The organism is Micromonospora sp. BRA006-A, assembly GCF_033433935.1.
Lineage (GTDB): Bacteria > Actinomycetota > Actinomycetes > Mycobacteriales > Micromonosporaceae > Micromonospora > Micromonospora aurantiaca.
In genome coordinates, this window is record NZ_JANCLW010000001.1 from 1,719,477 (window position 1) to 1,736,309 (window position 16,833).

Annotated in this window: 13 protein-coding genes; 11 read left to right on the forward strand and 2 right to left on the reverse strand. The window is 73.8% G+C overall.

All coding sequences use genetic code 11. The features are described from left to right. The first annotated feature begins 49 nt into the window (after positions 1 to 49). The 4 genes from NMK34_RS08345 to ispG all read left to right on the forward strand — a co-directional run bounded on the left by NMK34_RS08345 (position 50) and on the right by ispG (position 5,120). Positions 50 to 1,279, forward strand: coding sequence for a PP2C family protein-serine/threonine phosphatase (locus tag NMK34_RS08345; RefSeq protein WP_318332917.1), 1,230 nt, complete (start codon positions 50 to 52; stop codon positions 1,277 to 1,279). A gap of 197 nt (positions 1,280 to 1,476) precedes the next feature. Beyond that, positions 1,477 to 2,691, forward strand: coding sequence for a 1-deoxy-D-xylulose-5-phosphate reductoisomerase (gene dxr, locus NMK34_RS08350; protein ID WP_047894153.1), 1,215 nt, complete (start codon positions 1,477 to 1,479; stop codon positions 2,689 to 2,691). Further along, positions 2,688 to 3,935: a M50 family metallopeptidase gene (locus NMK34_RS08355; RefSeq protein ID WP_013284622.1), complete on the forward strand. Its 1,248-nt coding sequence runs from the start codon at positions 2,688 to 2,690 to the stop codon at positions 3,933 to 3,935. Before dxr ends, NMK34_RS08355 begins: the two co-directional genes overlap by 4 nt. 9 nt (positions 3,936 to 3,944) lie before the next feature. Further along, positions 3,945 to 5,120 carry a flavodoxin-dependent (E)-4-hydroxy-3-methylbut-2-enyl-diphosphate synthase gene (ispG, locus tag NMK34_RS08360; RefSeq protein WP_013474403.1) on the forward strand — a complete coding sequence of 392 codons (1,176 nt, stop codon included), beginning with the start codon at positions 3,945 to 3,947 and terminating at the stop codon, positions 5,118 to 5,120. 58 nt (positions 5,121 to 5,178) lie between these two features. Here ispG and NMK34_RS08365 read toward each other — a convergent pair whose 3' ends face one another. Continuing rightward, positions 5,179 to 5,853 carry a winged helix-turn-helix transcriptional regulator gene (locus NMK34_RS08365; protein ID WP_030269886.1) on the reverse strand — a complete coding sequence of 225 codons (675 nt, stop codon included), beginning with the start codon at positions 5,851 to 5,853 and terminating at the stop codon, positions 5,179 to 5,181. A gap of 129 nt (positions 5,854 to 5,982) precedes the next feature. Between NMK34_RS08365 and NMK34_RS08370 the strand changes: the two genes are divergently transcribed. Beyond that, positions 5,983 to 6,801: a class I SAM-dependent methyltransferase gene (locus NMK34_RS08370; protein WP_318332918.1), complete on the forward strand. Its 819-nt coding sequence runs from the start codon at positions 5,983 to 5,985 to the stop codon at positions 6,799 to 6,801. 48 nt (positions 6,802 to 6,849) lie between these two features. On the opposite strand, the gene NMK34_RS08375 is transcribed toward NMK34_RS08370, so the two are convergent. Next, on the reverse strand, positions 6,850 to 7,437 hold the full coding sequence (locus tag NMK34_RS08375; RefSeq protein WP_318332919.1) for a PadR family transcriptional regulator: 588 nt from the start codon (positions 7,435 to 7,437) through the stop codon (positions 6,850 to 6,852). Between the two features lie 121 nt (positions 7,438 to 7,558). Here NMK34_RS08375 and NMK34_RS08380 point away from each other — a divergent pair, with 121 nt between their 5' ends. The 6 genes from NMK34_RS08380 (at position 7,559) to NMK34_RS08405 (ending at position 16,817) form a co-directional block, all read left to right on the forward strand. Then, positions 7,559 to 8,785, forward strand: a complete 1,227-nt coding sequence (locus NMK34_RS08380) for an MFS transporter (RefSeq protein ID WP_318332920.1) — start codon at positions 7,559 to 7,561, stop codon at positions 8,783 to 8,785. 64 nt (positions 8,786 to 8,849) lie between these two features. Further along, entirely contained in the window at positions 8,850 to 9,689 is an 840-nt protein-coding gene (locus NMK34_RS08385; protein ID WP_194799755.1) for a DUF4081 domain-containing GNAT family N-acetyltransferase, read from the forward strand. Between the two features lie 93 nt (positions 9,690 to 9,782). Next, complete coding sequence (locus NMK34_RS08390; protein ID WP_318332921.1) at positions 9,783 to 10,490, forward strand: ATP-binding cassette domain-containing protein; 708 nt, start codon at positions 9,783 to 9,785, stop codon at positions 10,488 to 10,490. Continuing rightward, entirely contained in the window at positions 10,487 to 12,637 is a 2,151-nt protein-coding gene (locus tag NMK34_RS08395; protein ID WP_318332922.1) for a YhgE/Pip domain-containing protein, read from the forward strand. The genes NMK34_RS08390 and NMK34_RS08395 overlap by 4 nt, the downstream gene beginning before the upstream one ends. A gap of 10 nt (positions 12,638 to 12,647) precedes the next feature. Continuing rightward, positions 12,648 to 13,241: a TetR/AcrR family transcriptional regulator gene (locus NMK34_RS08400; protein ID WP_120571140.1), complete on the forward strand. Its 594-nt coding sequence runs from the start codon at positions 12,648 to 12,650 to the stop codon at positions 13,239 to 13,241. A gap of 90 nt (positions 13,242 to 13,331) precedes the next feature. After that, entirely contained in the window at positions 13,332 to 16,817 is a 3,486-nt protein-coding gene (locus NMK34_RS08405) for an ABC transporter ATP-binding protein (RefSeq protein ID WP_318332923.1), read from the forward strand. Positions 16,818 to 16,833 lie beyond the last annotated feature (16 nt).

Below are 16,833 nucleotides of genomic sequence, written 5' to 3' on the forward strand. Positions count from 1 at the left end.
CAGTTCGCCCTCGGCCTCCTACGGTGGTGGGGACACGGGGGAGGCACGGATGGTCGACGGTGGCGACGCAGCGCGTTGGCTGCACCTCAACGCCGCCCGGGGCGGTCCGGACGACCTGTCGGTCCTGGTGAACCGGGTCGCGTCCGCCATCGGGGCCACCGACATCGTGATCTACCTGGCCGACTACACGCAGTCCTCGCTCGTACCCCTGGTCGGCGCGGGCGCGCCCCGGGACGAGCTCACGATCGAGACGACGCTGGCCGGCCGGGCGTTCACCGGCCTACAGGTGCAGCGCGCTCCCGACCGCCCGGACCGGCTCTGGGTGCCCCTGCTGCTCGGCTGTGAACGGCTGGGGGCGCTGGAGATCGTGTCGTCGCGCGCCGGCGACCCCGCGCTGGACCGGCCGGCCTGGGAGGTGGCGGTCGCCGTCGCTCAGGTCCTGGTGAACCGCCGGCTCTACGGCGACATCGTGGAACGGATCCGCCGCCGCCTGCCGATGCAGGTCGCCGCCGAGACCGTGTGGGGGCTGCTGCCGCCGCTGACCTTCGCGACTGACGAACTGGTGATCACCGCCATCCTCGAACCGTGTTACGACGTCGGCGGGGACATCTTCGACTACGCGCTCAACGGCGACGTGCTCAGCGTCGGGCTCTTCGACACCTGCGGGCACGGGATCAAGGCGAGCGCGATGGCCTCGCTCGTGGTCAGCGCGTACCGCAACGCCCGGCGCACCGGTCTCGACCTGGTCGACACGGCGATCAGCATCGACAGGTGGGTCCGCTCCGAACACCCCGGCCTGTTCGCGACCGCGCTGCTCGCCGAACTCGACCGGCGGACCGGCGTGCTGCGGACCATCAACGCCGGCCACCCCGGCGCCATGCTGCTGCGGGACGGCAAGGCCGTCCGGGCACTGCCCGGACCGACCGCTCTGCCGCTCGGGCTGGGCAACCTGTCGACGCGGCGCCCGCGGGTGCACGAGGAGGCGCTGCACCCGGGCGACCGCATCCTCGCCTACACCGACGGCATCACCGACGCCCGGGGCGACGACGGGGAACGGTTCGGGCTGGACCGGCTCGTCGACTTCGTCGAGCGTGCCCTCAACGAGCGGCTGCCCAGCCCGGAGACGATGCGCCGGCTGGTGCGCGCCGTCCTCGCCTACCAGCAGGACGAGCTCGACGACGACGCCACCGCGCTGTTCCTGGAGTGGCAGCCCTCGCACCTGCCGTTGGGGCACCTGGAGCACCTCACCGCGCCCGACGGAACGATCGCGCCCTCGTAGCCTCCTCCTGGAGCGCCGGTCGCACGCGGACGGCCGACCTGCTCGACGAGGAGGCGCCGCAGGCGTGATCGACACCGGATCGCCGAGGTGGCGGCATCGCAGCGACACTGATGCCGCCACCTCGGTGAAGTGGAGTCGATCATGCCGCCGGGCACTCCGGGACGAACCGGGGTGAGGCGCTGGGGAACAATGGTCCGGTGACCACTCCCCGAGATCTCGTGCTGCTCGGCTCGACCGGCTCGATCGGCACCCAGGCCATCGACATCGTCAAGCGCAACCCGGACCGCTTCCGGGTGGTGGCCCTCGGCGCGGGTGGCGGCAACGTGGAGTTGCTCGCCGCGCAGGCGCTGGAGCTGGGCGTGGAGGCGGTCGGTGTGGCCCGCGCGTCCGCCGCGCAGGATCTTCAGCTCGCGTTCTACGCCGAGGCGAGCCGGCGTGGCTGGGCCACCGGCGACTTCAAGCTGCCGAAGATCGTGGCCGGGCCGGACGCGATGACCGAGCTGGCGCAGTGGCCGTGCGACGTGGTGCTCAACGGCGTGGTCGGCTCGCTGGGCCTGCCGCCGACGCTGGCCGCGCTGCACGCCGGTCGTACCCTCGCGCTCGCCAACAAGGAGTCCCTGGTGGCCGGCGGCCCGCTGGTCAAGGCCGCCGTCTCGCGACCGGGGCAGATCGTTCCGGTGGACTCCGAACACTCGGCGCTGGCGCAGTGCCTGCGCGGCGGCGCCCGGGGCGAGGTGCGGCGGCTGGTGGTCACCGCCAGCGGCGGCCCGTTCCGGGGGCGGCGGCGCGACGAGCTGACCGCCGTCACGCCGGAGCAGGCGCTGGCACACCCGACCTGGAACATGGGCCCGGTCGTCACGATCAACTCCGCCACGATGGTCAACAAGGCGCTCGAGGTGATCGAGGCGCACGAGCTGTTCGACGTGCCGTACGCCGACATCGAGGTGATGGTCCACCCGCAGTCGGTGATCCACTCGATGGTCGAGTTCACCGACGGGTCCACGCTCGCCCAGGCCAGCCCGCCGGACATGCGACTGCCCATCGCGCTCGGCATCGGCTGGCCGGACCGCGTACCCGGCGCCGCCGCGGCTGTCGACTGGACCACTGCCCACACGTGGGAGTTCTTCCCGCTCGACGACGCGGCGTTCCCGGCTGTCGCGCTGGCCAAGGCGGCGGGGGAGGCCGGGCGCTGCCGCCCGGCGATCTACAACGCGGCGAACGAGGAGTGCGTGGCCGCGTTCGTCGCGGGCCGGCTGCCGTTCCTCGGCATCGTCGACACCCTCCAGCGGGTGCTGGAGGACGCTCCCGATTTCGACGAACCAGGTACCGTCGAGGACGTGCTCGCCGCCGAGTCGTGGGCACGGGCGCACGCCCAGGAGATCATCGTCGGGTCGGTGGAAGGAGCTCGATGAGCTATCTGCTCGGGGTGGTGCTGTTCGCCCTGGCGATCCTCATCTCGGTGAGCCTGCACGAGGCGGGGCACATGCTCACCGCCAAGGCGTTCGGGATGAAGGTCACCCGCTACTTCGTCGGCTTCGGCCCGACGCTCTGGTCGTTCAAGCGGGGCGAGACCGAGTACGGCATCAAGGGCATCCCGCTCGGCGGCTTCTGCAAGATCGTCGGCATGACACCGCAGGACGACGACGTCGAGCCGGGGGACGAGAAGCGCGCCATGTGGCGCTACCCGGTGTGGAAGCGGACGATCGTGATGTCCGCGGGCTCGATCACCCACTTCGCCCTGGCCCTGATCGCGCTCTGGATCATCGCGGTGTCGGTGGGGCTGCCGAACCCGAAGTTCCCCAGCACCGAGGCCGGCTTCCGGGCCGAGCCGGCGGTGATCGCCATCGCGCCGTGCGTGGTGGTGGAGAACGCGGCCCGCGCCTGCGAGTCCGGCGACCCGGCCAGCCCGGCCGAGAAGGCCCAGCTCAAGGACGGCGACCGGATCACCGCGGTGAACGGCAAGCCGGTCTCGACCTGGGGCGACATGCTCGACGTGGTCCGGGCCACCCCGCCCGGCACGGCCACCGTCGCCTACGTGCGTGACGGCAAGCCGGCCGAGGCGCGGGTCGACCTGGCCTCGGTGCAGCGTCCGCCGCTGGGCGACCCGAAGGGCGCCGCCTCGGCGGTCTCCGCGCTCGGTGTGGCGCTCTCGCCCAGCACCCCGACCCGGGTCGAGTACGGCCCGGTCGCCGCGTTCGGCGCCACCGCCGACTTCACCGGCACCATGGCCGTGCAGACCGCGCACGCCATGCAGCGCATCCCGCAGAAGGTGCCCGCGTTGTGGAACGCGATCACCGGCGGCGAGCGCGACGTGGACACCCCGATCAGCGTGGTCGGCGCCAGCCGGCTCGGCGGCGAGGCCGTGGAGAACAACGCCTGGCTGGTGTTCTTCATGCTCTTCGTGTCGCTGAACTTCTTCATCGGCGTGTTCAACCTGCTGCCGCTGCTCCCGCTGGACGGCGGCCACATCGCCATCGCCTGGTTCGAACGGGCGCGGTCCTGGCTCTACGCACGCATCGGCCGCGCCGATCCGGGCCGCGTCGACTACCTCAAACTCATGCCGTTCACGTACGCGGTGATCCTGATCGGCGGCGCGTTCACGCTGCTCACAGTCACCGCTGATGTCATCAACCCCATCACGCTCTTCTCAAGGTGAGTGCCTGAAGTGACCGCTGTCAGTCTCGGTATGCCCCCCGTACCGCCGCCGCCGCTGGCCCCGCGCCGGGCCAGCCGCCAGATCATGGTCGGTTCGGTGCCGGTCGGTGGTGGCGCGCCGGTCTCGGTGCAGTCCATGACCACCACCCTCACCGCCGACGTCAACGCCACGCTCCAGCAGATCGCCGAGCTGACCGCGTCCGGCTGCCAGATCGTCCGGGTCGCCGTGCCGTCGCAGGACGACGTGGAGGCGCTGCCGGCGATCGCCAAGAAGTCGCAGATCCCGGTGATCGCCGACATCCACTTCCAGCCGAAGTACGTCTTCGCGGCGATCGACGCAGGCTGCGCCGCGGTCCGGGTGAACCCGGGCAACATCCGGCAGTTCGACGACAAGGTCAAGGAGATCGCGCGGGCCGCCGGCGACGCGGGCGTGCCGATCCGGATCGGCGTCAACGCCGGCTCGCTGGACAAGCGCCTGCTGGCCAAGTACGGCAAGGCCACCGCCGAGGCGCTGGTGGAGTCGGCGCTGTGGGAGTGCTCGCTGTTCGAGGAGCACGGCTTCCGGGACATCAAGATCTCGGTGAAGCACAACGATCCGGTGGTGATGATCCGCGCCTACCGGCTGCTGGCCGAGAAGTGCGACTACCCGCTGCACCTCGGTGTCACCGAGGCCGGCCCGGCGTTCCAGGGCACGATCAAGTCGGCGGTGGCGTTCGGCGCGCTGCTGGCCGAGGGGATCGGCGACACCATCCGGGTCTCGCTGTCCGCCCCGCCGGTCGAGGAGATCAAGGTCGGCAACGCGATCCTGGAGTCGCTGGGCCTGCGCGAGCGCGGCCTGGAGATCGTCTCCTGCCCGTCCTGCGGGCGGGCGCAGGTCGATGTCTACAAGCTGGCCGAGGAGGTCACCGCCGGGCTGGAGGGCCTGCCGGTGCCGCTGCGCGTCGCGGTCATGGGCTGCGTGGTGAACGGTCCGGGCGAGGCCCGCGAGGCCGACCTGGGTGTGGCCTCGGGCAACGGCAAGGGCCAGATCTTCGTCAAGGGCAAGGTCGTCAAGACCGTGCCCGAGGCGCAGATCGTGGAGACGCTGATCGAGGAGGCGCTGCGGATCGCCGACGAGATGGGCGCCGAGATCCCCGAGGAGCTGCGTGACCTGGTGCCGGGCGGCGCCACAGTCACAGTGCACTGATCTGCTTTTCGCGCCGCCGTGCGGCCGTCCCCGACAGGGGGCGGCCGCACGCGCCGTCTCAGGGCCGGGGCACGGCGGCGAAGGGGGAGAGGGTGAACCAGCCGGGCGCGGCGCGCCGCAACGCCTCCGGCCCGGTCACCTCCACCGCGCCGCCGCGCAGCGCCGCGGCCCACTCCAGGTCGCCCATCCAGACCTGGACCAGGGCGCGCAGGTCCGCCGTGACGGTCACCGTCACGTCGTGCCCGGGGTCGCTGTCGCAGACGTCGGCCTCGCCCGCGGCGATCACCATCCACCAGTCGCGCTGCGTCGTGGGCACGTCCCGGAAGCGGAACCGCACGACGGTACGCCCCGGCGGAACAGCGTCGTGGTCGACGTGGCGGTGCATGTCCCACAGCAGCAGCTTCGGGTCCAGGTCGGCGTCGCCCAGCTCGCCGATCCAGCGCACGCCCCAGGCGCCGAGCGCCTCCACCACGGGCCGCAGTTCGCGTCCGGCGGCGGTCGGGACGTAGCGCACGTCGGCGCCGTCGACGCGCCGCTCCACCACCCCGGCGCGGACGAGCTGGTGCAGCCGGCGGGACAGCAGCGTGGGCGACATCCGGGGCAGGCCCCGGCGCAGCTCGTTGAAGCGTTCCGAGCCGCTGACCAGCTCCCGGACCACAAGCAGCGTCCACCGCTCGTCGAGCAGTTCCATGGCCTTCGCCACGGGGCAGAACTGGTGGTAGGAGGCCCCCATGGCGGGCACGCTACGCCCGGCCCGCCACCCCGGCCAGCGCCCTGTCGGGAGCGGTACAGATCTCGTACTGGGGGCCGGGTCGTCCGCTGCCTAGCGTCCTGTGCAGGGACGACAGGCGAGGAGCGACCGATGATCGAGGAACGGGAACAGGACGCCGCGGTGAAGGCCCGGCACCGCGCGATGTGGGCGATGGGGGACTATGCGGCCGTGGCCGCGCAGGTGATCCCGGAGCTGGGGGCGACGCTGGTCCGGGCCGCCGGGGTGGCGCCGGGCATGCGGGTGCTGGACGTGGCGGCCGGGACCGGCAACGCGGCTCTGCCCGCGGCCCGGGCCGGTGCGGAGGTGGTGGCCGGCGACCTCACCCCGGAGTTGCTGGCGATCGGGCGGGCGGAGGCCGAGCGGGAGGGCTTGACGCTGACCTGGGAGGAGGCGGACGCGGAGGCGCTGCCGTACGCGGACGCCGCGTTCGACGCGGTGCTGTCGTGTGTGGGCGTGATGTTCGCGCCCCGGCACCGGGCCGCAGCCGACGAGGTGCTGCGGGTGTGCCGGCCGGGCGGGACGATCGGGCTGGTCAACTGGACCCCGGAGGGCTTCGTGGGCCAGTTGTTCGCGGCCATGCGGCCGTACGCGCCGCCACCGCCGCCGGGCGCGCAACCGCCCCCGCTCTGGGGCGACGAGGAGCACGTCCGGGAGTTGTTCGGTGACCGGGTCGACGCGTTCACGTCGGCGCGCGACGCCGTGGTGGTGGACCGGTTCGCCACGCCGGGGGAGTTCCGGGAGTTCTTCGCGACCCGTTACGGGCCCACTGTGGCGGTCTACCGGGCGAACGCGGGCGACCCGGAGCGTACGGCCGGGCTCGACCGGGCTCTGACCGACCTGGCCGCCCGGCACCTGGACGGTGGCGTGATGCGCTGGGAGTACCTGCTCGTCACCGCGCGCCGTGCTTGACGGCACGCCGGCCGGTCGACGGTCGGCGTGCCGTTCCGGCGGCGGTGCTCACTCGGACTCGGCGAGGATGGCGTAGAGCTTGCGCCGGGTCTCGTCGAGCACCTGGGCGGCACGGGCGCGCTGGTCGTCGGTGCCGGTGGTCATGACCTGCCGCAGCGCCTGCATGGCCTGCGCGCCGGCGTCGCGGATGTCGTGCCAGCTGTTGACGGTCTGCTCGGCGAACTCCGCCCAGGGCGGGGCCTGCGCCGCGCCGGCCGCCTCGGCCTGGCCCGCCTCGGTCAGCGCGAACCGCTTGCGCCCGCCCTCGGAGTCGGCGGCGGTCGCGATGAGCCCCTCGTCCTCCAGCAGTTGCAGCGTCGGATAGATCGAGCCGGGGCTGGGCCGCCAGGCCCCGCCGGTGCGGGAGTCGATCTCCTGGATCATCTCGTAGCCGTGCATCGGCCGTTCGGTGAGCAGGGCCAGCACGGCCCCGCGCACGTTCGGCCGCCGGCCGCGTCCGCGCCCGCCCCGGCCCCGACCGTGGCCGTGGGGTCCGGGGGAGAAGGGCGGCGGACCCGGGGGTACGGGCGGGAAGCCGAAGCCGCCACGGCGGCGCATCTCGTCGTGCATGGCGTGCATGCGTCGATGGAAACCCATCAGGGCTCTCCTTCTGTCGTCGTATCACTGATGCATCAACGATATATCGGCAATGCATCGCCGACAAGACGTCACGTAAACCGGGCTGCAAACCGTACGTACGTACTGTTAGGGTGCCGGTGTGCGCCTGCTTCCCGAACCGGGCCCGTCCCGGACCCTCGCCCTCTCCACGCTCGTCAACACCGTCGGGCGGGGCACCTGGCTCACCGCCAGCGCGCTGTTCCTCACCCGGTCGGTCGGGCTCTCGGTGACCCAGGTCGGTGTGGCGCTCACGCTCACCGCGCTGGTCAGCCTGGTGGCGAGCACGCCGATGGGCTACCTCGCCGACCGCCTCGGCCCGCGCGGGCTCCAGATGGCCGCGTTGCTCGCCTCGGCCGGGTGCACGGCCGCGCTGGTCACGGTGCGCTCGTTCACCGGCTTCCTGGCCGTCGGCGTGCTGATGGCGGTCGCCGACGCGGGCACCCGGGGCGCCCGCGGTGCGCTGATCGCCGGCGCCGTCCCGCCCGACCAGCGGGTCCGTACCCGCGCCTACCTGCGCGCTGTCACCAACGTCGGGATCTCGGTGGGCACGGTGCTGGCCGGGTTCGCGCTCGCCGCCGACACCCGCGGCGCGTACGTCACGCTGATCCTGCTCGACGCCGCCACGTACGTGCTGGCGGCGGCGGTGCTGCTGCGGCTCCCGCCGGTGCCGCCGATGCCCGCCCCGGCGCACGGGCCGCGGCTGATCGCGCTGCGGGACCGCCCGTTCCTCGCCTTCACCGTCCTGGACGGGCTCATGTCCATGCACTTCTCGCTGATCAACATCGCGCTGCCGCTGTGGATCGCCGGGCACACCACAGCGCCGAACTGGCTGATCTCCGTCTGCCTGCTCGTCAACACCGTGGTGGTGATCCTGTTCCAGGTCCGCGCCTCGCGGGGCACCGAGGACCTGACCGGCGCGGGCCGGGCCGCCCGCCGGGCCGGTGTCCTGCTCGCTGTCGCCTGCGCGCTGTTCGCCGCAGGTGGCGGCGTGCCGGTCGCGGTGGCGGTGCCCCTGCTGCTGGCCGGTGCGCTGGTGCACGTCGTGGGGGAGCTGTGGCACGCGGCGGCCGGCTGGGGCATCTCCTTCGGCCTGGCCCCGGCGCACGCGCACGGGCAGTACCAGGGCGCGTACGGGATGGGCATGCAACTCGGCTCGATGGTCGCCCCGGTGGTCGTGACCACGCTCGCGATCGGCTGGGGCGTGCCCGGCTGGCTGGTGCTCGGCGTGGTGTTCCTGCTGCTCGGCGCAATGGTGCCGCCTGTGGTGCGATGGGCCGCCCGGACCCGGCCGCCCGCACCCGAACCGGTGCCGGCGCCGGCCGGCTGAGCGCCGTGCGGCAGGTGCCCGGTCGGCCCGCGCACGCCGGGGTGGATCTGGCAGGCTGGTAGCCGTGCTCACGGTGCCGGTACGCCAACTCGGGGAGTCGGAGCGCCGCGCGGTCGAGCGGCTGCTCGACCTCGACCCGTACGCCGGCGCGCAGGTCGCCGAGCGGGTGGCGGCACGCGGTCTGGCCTGGTGGCGGGCCGAGGCGCGCATCCTCGGGTACGGCTCCCGCCGGCACCTGGAGTCGATCTGCTGGCTGGGCGGCAACCTGACCCCGGTGCTCGCGTCCGAGTCGGCGGTGACCGCGTTCGCCGACCAGTTGAGCGCCGAAGAGCGGCTCTGTTCCTCGATCGTGGGCCGGGCCGACGCGGTGCTCGGACTCTGGGACCGCCTCTCCGCGCACTGGGGGCCGGCTCGGGACGTACGCCCGAACCAGCCGTTGCTGGCGACGGACGCGCTGCCCGCCGTGGCGCCCGACCCGCACGTGCGGCGGGTGCGCGGCAACGAGGTCGACCGGCTGTTCCCGGCGGCGGTGGCGATGTACACCGAGGAGGTCGGGGTGTCGCCGCTTGCCGAGGACGGCGGGCGCGGCTACCGGCGGCGGGTGACCGAGCTGGTGCGCGCCGGCCGCGCCTACGCCCGCTTCGTCGACGGGCGGGTGGTCTTCAAGGCGGAGCTCGCCGTGGTGACCCGCCGGACCGCGCAGGTGCAGGGCGTCTGGGTGGCGCCCGAGTGGCGTGGCCGGGGCATCGCCACCGCCGCTATGGCGGCGGTGGTCCGCGACGCGCTGGAACGGGTCGCGCCCACAGTGAGCCTCTACGTCAACGACTTCAACCTGCCCGCCCGCCGGGTCTACGAGCGCTGCGGCTTCCGCCCGGTCGGCACGCTCGCCACAGTGCTGTTCTGAGGATCACTACCGCCAGACGTCCCGAACCGGACACCCGGCGCTATGCTGGGCATGTTTTTATACTGACTAGTCAGTTTGGAATTCGGGAGCGGAATGAACATCGTCGAGGCCAGCGGCCTGGGCCTGCGCACCCGCCGCGGCTGGGTCTACCGGGACGTCGACCTCACCGCCGCGAGCGGTGAGCTGCACGCCGTCACCGGCCCGCCCGGCAGCGGACGCACCTCGCTGCTGCTCGCGCTGGCCGGGCGCTTCCCGCACAACCACGGCGAGCTGCGCCGCCGCGGCCCGGCCGCGCTCGGCCAGGTGGCCGGCGTGCACGAACCCGACCCGACGCTCACCGTCGCCGAGCACATCACCGAACGCCTGCTGTTGCTCGGCCCGGTGCCACGTCGCCGGCGCCGCCTCGTGCCGGTGGCAGCGGTCCGGGCCCGCCGGTCCTACCGCCGCGACGCCTACGCCGCCGCCATCGCCGGCGCCGGACTCACCGACGCGCCCCTGGACCCCGACCGGTACGGCCGCGACCTCACCCCGGTCGAACGCCAGGTGCTCGGGTTGGTGCTGGCGAGCCTCGGCGGCCCCAGCCTGATCGTCGCCGACGACGTGGACGCCGGCGCCGACCGCGCCGAGCGGGAGTGGATGTGGGGCGCGCTGGAACGCCTCGCCGACCAGGGGTACGCCGTGGTCGCCAGCGCCCGCGCCGTCGAACCCGGCGTGGCCGCCACCGTGCACCGCATCGGCGACCCGGCTCCGCCCGTCCCCGCCCTGACCGTCCCCACCGAGCCCGCCGAGGTGCCCGCATGAGCGTCCTGCGACTGGCCCTGTTCGAGCTGCGCCGGATGACCCGGGGCCGGCTGCCGCGCGCCGCGCTCGCCGTGCTCACCATCGTCCCGCTGCTCTACGGCGCCCTCTACCTGTACGCGTTCTGGGATCCCTACGGGAAGATGGACCGGATCCCGGTCGCCCTGGTCAACGCCGACCGCCCGGCCACCGCCGGTGACGGCAGCGAGGTGCACGCCGGCCGCGACCTCACCGAGAAGCTGCTCGACCGCAAGGTGTTCGGCTGGACCGTCACCGACCAGGCCGACGCCACCAAGGGGCTGCGCGACGGGCGCTACCACCTGGTCTTCTCCATCCCGGAGGACTTCTCCGCCACGCTCGCCGCCGGTCCGGAACCGGACCGCCCGGCCCGGCAGGGCGAGCTGAAGGTCGTCAACGACGACGCCACCAACTACCTCTCCGGCCTGCTCGCCAGGTCGGCGTTCAGCGAGATCCGGGCCGCCGCCGCGCAGAGCACCGCCGCCACGTACTTCGACAAGATGCTGATCGGCTTCACCGACGCCAAGGCCGAGACCGGACGCGCCGCCGACGGCGCCGGGAGGATCGCCGACGGGCTCGGCAGCTCCCAGCAGGGCGCGGGAAGGATCGCCGACGGGCTCGGTGACGCCGAGGACGGCGCCGGGCAGCTCGCCGGTGGGCTCAACCAGTCCGTCCAGGGCGCGGACAAGCTCGCCAAGGGCCTCGACCAGCTGCGGACCGGCGCCGCCCAGCTCGCCGACGGCGCCGGCCGCGCCGCCACCGAGACCAGGGCCGCCGCGGCCACCGTGAACGCCGCCGCCGACAAGTACGAGCCGGTGCTGCGCCGCAACGCCGACAAGATCGAGAAGGCGGCCACGCTCGTCGCCGACGGCGCGCAGCAGCTCGCCGCCGGGCTGGACGCGCTGCCGGGCAGGGCCGCCGAGGTGGTCGCTACCGCCGAGGAGATCCGCGACCGGCTCGACGCGGTCGCGAAGGAACACCCCGAGCTGGCCGACAACCCCGACTTCGCCGCCGCCCGCAAGGCCGCCGACCGGGCCGTCACGCAGGCCCGCTCCGTGGTGGCCGCGCTGGACAAGACCGACATGGCCACGCTGCGCAAGCAGATGACAGACGTGTCGAAGACCGCCCGCGAGGTGGCCGCCGCCGCGCCGCACCTGGCCGACGACGTCGCGTCCGCCCGCGCGAAGGTCAACGAGCTGGCCGGTGGGCTCGCCACGCTGGCCCAGGGCAGCGCCAAGCTCCGCGACGGGCTGGGCGACGCGTCGACCGGCGCGAACGAGCTGCGCGGCGGCCTCTACCGGCTCGCCACCGGCGCCCGCCAGCTCGACGGCGGCCTGGCCCAGCTCGGCAGCGGCAGCAACCGCCTGGTCGACGGGCTGACCCGGCTGGAGGGCGGCGCCGGCGACCTCGCCGACGGGCTCGCCGCCGGGGAGCGGAAACTACCGGGGTACGACGACGCGGCCACTCGCGCCGGCGTGCTCGGTGACCCGGTCGGCCTGATCCGCGACTCGCAGAACCCGGCCGGCTCGTACGGCGTGGGCTTCGCCCCGTACTTCCTGTCGCTGGCGCTCTGGGTCGGCGCGATGATCACGTACATGCTGTTGCGGCCGGTCAACCGCCGGCACGTGATGTCCGGCGCGCCCGGCTGGCGGGTCGTGCTCGCCGGGTGGCTCCCGGCCGCCGGCATCGGCCTGGCCCAGGTCACTGTGCTCTACACGGTGGTGACGCTCGGCCTCGGGCTCGACCCGAGGCACGGCCCGGCCACGTTCGGGCTGCTCGCACTCACCTCGCTGGCGTTCACCGCGATCATGCAACTGCTCGGCGTGGCGCTCGGCCCGGCCGGCCGGCTGGCCGCGCTGGCGCTGCTGATGCTCCAGCTCACCTCGTCCGGCGGCACCTACCCGGTGCAGACCTCGCCCGGCTTCTTCCAGGCCATCCACCCCTGGCTGCCGATGACGTACGTGGTGGACGGCCTGCGGCACACCATCAACGGCGGTACGACCGCCCCGGTGGTCACCGCCGCGCTGGTGCTGCTCGCGTTCGGGCTGGGCGCGATGGCGCTCACCGTCGGTGCGGCCCGCCGGTCCCGCCGGCTGACCCCGTCGAAGCTGCACCCCGAACTGACCATGTGAGGATGAGCCGGTGACGGACGGACGGACACGCCGGCGCGAGGACACCCGCCAGCGCCTCTTCGTGGCGGCGGTGGACCTCATCGCCGAGCAGGGCTTCTCGGCCACCACCGTGGACGACATCGCGGCCCGGGCGGGTGTGGCGAAGGGGACCGTCTACTACAACTTCGAGTCCAAGACCGTCCTGTTCGAGGAGCTGCTGCGGCACGGCATCGGCCTGCTCACCGCCGAGTTCCGGGCCGCCGTCGACGGGCTGCCGCCGCTGGAGGCGCTCGGCGCGCTGGTCCGCGCCCAGCTGGAGTACATCCGCCGCTACCGCGCCTTCGCCCAGCTCCTGCTCTCGGAGATGTGGCGGACCAACAGGGAGTGGCAGCAGACGCTGCGGCTGCTGCGCGGCGAGGCCATCGCGGTGATCGCCGACACCGTGAAGGCCGGCGTGGACAGTGGCGACCTGCCGGCCGACCTGGACGTGCGTACCGCCAGTTCGGCGCTGTTCGGCGTCGGGCTGGTGGTAGCAGTGGACTGGTTGGTCTTCTCGCCGGAGCGGCCGATCGACGAGGTGCAGGAGTCGCTGCTCGGCATCGTCCGGCGGGTCGCTCGGACCTGACCAAGGGCCGGTAATTCGGTTGAATCCGGGCCACCGTAAGGACGAGGCTGGGGACACCGCCCCCACCGAGCCGAGTCCGGAGGACCTTCCATGCGCCTGCTCCGAGATCTCTGGGCCACGGCGCCCCGGCGGATGACGGCGGTCCTGCTGCTGATCGTGCTCGGCGCCGCCGGCCAGGCGGCCGCCGCCGCGCTGGCCGGTCCGGTGCTGGTGCACCGCTCGTCCGGCTGGTTCGTCGCGCTCGCGGTGGCGCTCGTCGCCGCTGTCGTCACCGACCTGCTGATCGGCCTGATCATGGCGCGGCTCACCGCCGACTGGTCGGCCGACGTGCGGCGGCGGCTCTGCCGGGTCGCGCTCGGCCAGGACCTGCCCACCCTGGAGACCACACCGGTCGGCGAACTGCTCGACCGGATCGACAACGACGTCTACCAGGTCGCCGCCGAGATGCGGAACACCGGCGTACGGCTGGCGCAGGGTCTCGCGGTCTGCGTCCTCGCGACGGTGAGCGCGCTGATCGTCTGGTGGCCCGCCGGTGTCGGCATGATCGTGCTCACCTCCCTGCTCGCGGTGACGCTGCGCCGCCCGACCGCCCGGATCGCCCCGGCCCGGATGGCCGAGGAGGAGGCGTGGTCCGACCTCGCCGCCGTGATGGAGGAGGCGGTGCACGGGCAGGACGACGTGCGCACCAGCCTCGCCCGGCCGTACGTGCTGCGTCTCTACGCGCGCCGCGCGGCCGAGGTGATCGCCCGGTGCGTCCGGGTGTTCCGGCTCTCCGCGCGGGTCACCGCGATCGCCGCCGGCGCGGTCGGGCTCGGCGTCGCGGGCGTGGTGCTGGGCGGCGCGTGGGCGCTGGCCACCGGCCGGGTGGACGCCGCGCGGCTCACCGCGATCTGGCTGCTGGTCGTCGCGTTCGGCGCGACCGTCGAGCAGATCGCCCGCTGGGTGCCGCACCTGCAACAGGCGTTCGGCGCCTGGGGCCGGGTGCAGCTGCTCGCCGGGTCGCCGCAGGAGCCGGACGGCGGCGACGCCCCGGTCGACGGCGACCTGACCGTGCGCGGGCTCACCTACCGCTACCCGGCCGGCGGGGACGACCGCGGTCCGGCGCTGCGCGACGTGCACCTCGACTTCGTCCGCGGGCGCTCGTACGCGCTCGTCGGGCGGACCGGCTCGGGCAAGTCGACGCTGGCCAAGGTGCTCACCCGGGCGGTCGACGTGCCGCGCGGCACGGTGTTCCTCGGCGGCACCGACCTGGTCGACCTGGACGTGGAGGAACTGCGCCGGTGGATCGCCGTGGTGCCGCAGCGCACCGAGATCCTGGCCGGCACGCTCGCCGAGAACGTGGCGCTGTTCGACCCGGAGCTGCTGGACGCCGCCGAGCGGGCGCTGGCCGAGCTGGGACTGGCCGGCTGGATCGCCGAGCTGCCCGACGGCGTGCACACCCGGCTCGGCGACGGCGGCTACGTGCTCTCCGCCGGGCAGGAACAACTCGTCGCGTTCGCCCGCATCCTGGTCCGCGACCCGCACGTGGTGATCCTCGACGAGGCCACCGCGCGGCTCGACCCGGTCACCGAGAACCGGGTACGCGAGGCCACCGAACGGCTGCTCACCGACCGGATCGGCATCGTCATCGCGCACCGGCTCTCCTCGGTGCGCCGCTGCGACGAGGTGGTCGTGATGGCCGACGGCGCGGTGCTGGAGGCCGGCCCGCTGCGCGAGTCGGCCCGCTTCGCCGAGCTGCTCGCCACCAGCCACGCCGGGGCGTACGCCGGGGTGGGCGCCCGGGGCGGCGGCGTGGACCTGCTCGACGCGCCCGCCTGGGACGACGCGCCCGCCACGCCTGCCGCGCCCGCGACCCGGCCGGCCGCCGTGCCGCGCGCCGACCCGCCACCCGCGCCGCCCTTGCCGCCCGCGCGGACCATGCGGGAGATCTTCCGGCTGGGCACCAACGACACTCGGTACGGCCTGCTCTCGGTCGGCCTGTTCGTCGTGATGACGGTGCTCGGCCTGGACGGCGCGGTGCTGCCCTGGCTCTGGGCCGACCTGGTCGGCGGCGGCGACCCGTGGCTGCCCGCGCTGGGCATCGTGGCCGCGCTGCTCGTGGTGCTGCCGCTGCCGTACCTGACCAACCTGTGGTTCCCGCAGTGGTGGATCCGGCAGATGCTGCGGATCAGCGCCCGGCTGGTGCACGGGCAGACCGGCGCGCGCCGGGTCAGCGGGCACACCCCGGCCGAGGTGGTGGCCCAGGGCGGCGACACGGACCGCGTGGTGCACCTGGCCGACAACCTGATGGACCAGTTCATCTCGCTGGTCATCGTGGTCGCCATGACGCTGGTGACGGGCAGTCTCGTACCGGCGATGTTCTTCGTCGGCACGATGGTGGTGTCCGGCCTGGCGGCGACGCTGTTCGGGCCGCGGCTGGAACGCACCGCCGCCGGCACGGTGAAGGCGCGCGCCGCGTTCGCCACCGCGCTGGTCTCCGCGTTGTCCGCCGCCCGTACGGTGAAGCTGGCCGGCGCCACCCGCCCGGTGCTGCGCCACCTCGCCCGGCTGGACGAGGTTCGCAGCGAGCGGCAGCGGCGCGAGATCGCGATGCAGGTGTGGGCCCGGTCCACCCCGTCGGTCGCCAGCGGCCTGCTGCCGATCGGCGCGTGGGCGCTCTACCTGGCCGGTGAGCTGTCGGCGGGTGCCACGCTGGTGGCCGTGTCCACGCTGGGCGCGGCCCGGTGGTTCGCGTGGACCACCGCGTCGCTGGTGTCGCAGTACCCGTCGGCGCGGGTGTGGACGAAGCGGACGGTGGCGATGACCGGCGAGGCCGTGTACGCGGCGCCGGTGCCCGGCCTGGACCTGGTCGCCGGCACCGCGCCCGCGCCCGAGCCGCCGCCCCGGCACCCGCTGCGCCGCCTGGAGCTGGCCGGCTTCGGTGCGCTGCACTCCGACGGCACGCTCGCCGTCCGCGACGTCGACCTGGTGGTCGAGCGCGGGCAGCTGGTGCTCGTCGTCGGTCCGGTCGGGTCCGGCAAGTCGTCGCTGCTGCGCGCGCTCGCCGGGATCGTGCACCACGTCGGCGAGCTGCGCTGGAACGGCGACCCGGTCACCGAGCCGGAGATGTTCCTGCGCCCCAACCAGGTCGGGTACGTGGGTCAGCTTCCCCGGGTGCTCTCCGGCACGGTGGCCGACAACATCGCGCTCGGCCACCAGGTGGATGCCGCCGGGGCGGTCACCACCGCCCAGCTCGAACACGACCTGGCCGCCGCCGGGGGCGGGCTCGGGCTGCTGATCGGGCACAAGGGCACCCGGCTGTCCGGCGGTCAGCTCCAGCGGCTGGCACTGGCCCGGGCGCTCGCCCCGCGTACCGAGCTGCTGGTGGCCGACGACGTGTCGTCGGCGCTGGACGTGAGCACGGAGCTGGCGCTGTGGGCGGCGCTGCGGGAGCACGGGGTGACTGTGGTCGGCTCGACCGCGAAGCGGGCCGCGCTGGTCCGGGCCGACCACGTGGTGGTGCTGATCGACGGCACCGTGGCCGACCAGGGCACCTGGACCGACCTGGAACCCCGCTGGAACCACCTGGCCGGCTGACCGCCGGGAGTTCCCG

What these genes read in the sequence shown, in the direction of transcription:
- NMK34_RS08355 (WP_013284622.1), top strand. Translation starts at nt 2,688, where the DNA reads ATGAGCTATCTGCTCGGGGTGGTGCTGTTCGCCCTGGCGATCCTCATC.
- NMK34_RS08405 (WP_318332923.1), top strand. Translation starts at nt 13,332, where the DNA reads ATGCGCCTGCTCCGAGATCTCTGGGCCACGGCGCCCCGGCGGATGACG.
- NMK34_RS08375 (WP_318332919.1), bottom strand. Translation starts at nt 7,437, where the DNA reads ATGGGTTTCCATCGACGCATGCACGCCATGCACGACGAGATGCGCCGC.
- NMK34_RS08390 (WP_318332921.1), top strand. Translation starts at nt 9,783, where the DNA reads ATGAACATCGTCGAGGCCAGCGGCCTGGGCCTGCGCACCCGCCGCGGC.
- NMK34_RS08395 (WP_318332922.1), top strand. Translation starts at nt 10,487, where the DNA reads ATGAGCGTCCTGCGACTGGCCCTGTTCGAGCTGCGCCGGATGACCCGG.
- NMK34_RS08370 (WP_318332918.1), top strand. Translation starts at nt 5,983, where the DNA reads ATGATCGAGGAACGGGAACAGGACGCCGCGGTGAAGGCCCGGCACCGC.
- NMK34_RS08345 (WP_318332917.1), top strand. Translation starts at nt 50, where the DNA reads ATGGTCGACGGTGGCGACGCAGCGCGTTGGCTGCACCTCAACGCCGCC.
- NMK34_RS08365 (WP_030269886.1), bottom strand. Translation starts at nt 5,853, where the DNA reads ATGGGGGCCTCCTACCACCAGTTCTGCCCCGTGGCGAAGGCCATGGAA.